The sequence below is a fragment of the Aquimarina sp. 2-A2 genome (genome assembly GCF_045505135.1).
Lineage (GTDB): Bacteria > Bacteroidota > Bacteroidia > Flavobacteriales > Flavobacteriaceae > Aquimarina > Aquimarina intermedia.
The window spans coordinates 1-1,680 of record NZ_JBJKFI010000014.1 but is presented as its reverse complement, the minus strand read 5'-3'; the positions used below and the strand labels follow the sequence as shown (position 1 = coordinate 1,680).

General features: G+C 37.3%; 1 protein-coding gene and 1 pseudogene. Both read left to right on the top strand.

Annotated features, from left to right (window positions below; all coding sequences use genetic code 11):
- Positions 1–258: T9SS type A sorting domain-containing protein (locus ACJRPK_RS17430; RefSeq protein ID WP_407141669.1), on the top strand; the 258-nt coding region annotated here is incomplete at its 5' end.
- A gap of 19 nt (positions 259–277) precedes the next feature.
- Positions 278–1,680 (top strand): annotated as a pseudogene (locus ACJRPK_RS17425) (hypothetical protein); the annotation flags it as partial.

The following is a 1,680-nucleotide window of genomic DNA, read 5'->3' as shown; positions in this document are numbered from 1 at the left end:
GGAAACTCCGAGCTGAGTCTCTACCCTAATCCCTCACAAGGAGATTTTACAATCGACCTGACCTTTGAGAAAGAAGCACCGGTGGATATCAAACTGTTCAGCATGGTAAATAATTCGTTGCTTTACTCCGCATCCAACACAGGGAGCAAAGCATATACTATCCCGATCAGTCTTAAAGGAAACTTAGCAACAGGAGTATACCTCTTACTTATACAATCTCCTGAAAAAAATTATGTAAGAAAGATCGTGGTAGAGTGAATTTTAAACTATAGATAGTATGAAGAAGGTTTTATTAACATCACTTTTATTGCTGATTTCCAATGTTGTGTTTTCACAATATATGGTACGCTATGATATTACCGCTACAGATCCTAACGACATCGAATATGGATATACAGAAATTGAAATAACGGATAATTTAAACAATCTAAACATCTACATCTTAGAAACAGGAGATGGCTTGCCCGGTGATCAATCCCCTAGAGAAAGAAGGAATAGAAAAGGTAGCCCATCATTCGAAGGCTTACCCTCATCCATACGATTTAATAGTGCTTATGGTATAACTGCCGATGCAACGTTAGAAGAGTGTAATAACGGTACAAACATTATACCATTAGATCTACCCAAGAAACCCTTTTTTGGTCCTTATGTCAATGGGTCTGAGACTTATTTCAATTGTGACTTAGCACTAGAAGCTGGGTTTATTCAAGTTTTCAAATTAAATGACCTTCCTCCTCCTCGTATAAATCCATATTGCGTTGAAGAAACCATTATACTAAATCCGGGAAATTTTCGCCCTTCTATAAAAAAGGTTTTATATCAAATAGGTAAAGAAAGTGAAATAAGTGAGTGGAAAGTATTATTTGATTTCAGTTCAGAATATAAGTCTTCTGCAATGGTAGAATTATCCACATTAAATCTGGAAAATGCGATTAATATAAAGTTTCAATTAGATTACGGCACTGTTAAGTCTAAAACAACAACTTATAGTTTAATCAAATGTTCTCCAAAATTGGAAACAATTCCACCAGAGACCATCAGTACCAGTTGTTTTGGTCCTGAATCTAAGGATGGAACTTTTATTTTGGATTTTGATCGTCCTCTTGATACTGGAGAAACCATTTCACCAGAACTATGGAAGTTGGAAGCTGACAATTCCTGGATTCAGCAAGAAGATTCATTAGTTTATTTTCCTATTACTAAAAATCAATTGGATAGTAATGATAAATATAAATGGCCTTACCCATTATCTTCAGGTACCTATAGAGTCAAATATCAGTCTTTTTTTGATGGTCAGCAGGTGGGATCCGATTCCCCCTTTTATGGATTTGAAATAACTGCTCCCAACCCATTAACTTTTTCTACCACTTCTTCTAATGCACCTTGTGTAAATGGCCAGGGAACAGAGACCAAAGGAAGTATTACCATTACCGTACCTAATCAAGCCGGAACTCCCCCCTATCGATATATAATTGATGGTGGAAATGGGGTTGCGTTTTCGGGAAATTCTGTTACCATAGATAATGTCGATGTGGGAAGCTATACGATTCAGCTAACGGATGCCGGTGATTGTCTAGGAACATCTGGAGGTAACCCATCTACTACAGAAACCATCAGTCCCGCTACTCCTATTGTTATAAATGGATCCACCAAGGATGCTACTTATGCAGGACGCGCTAA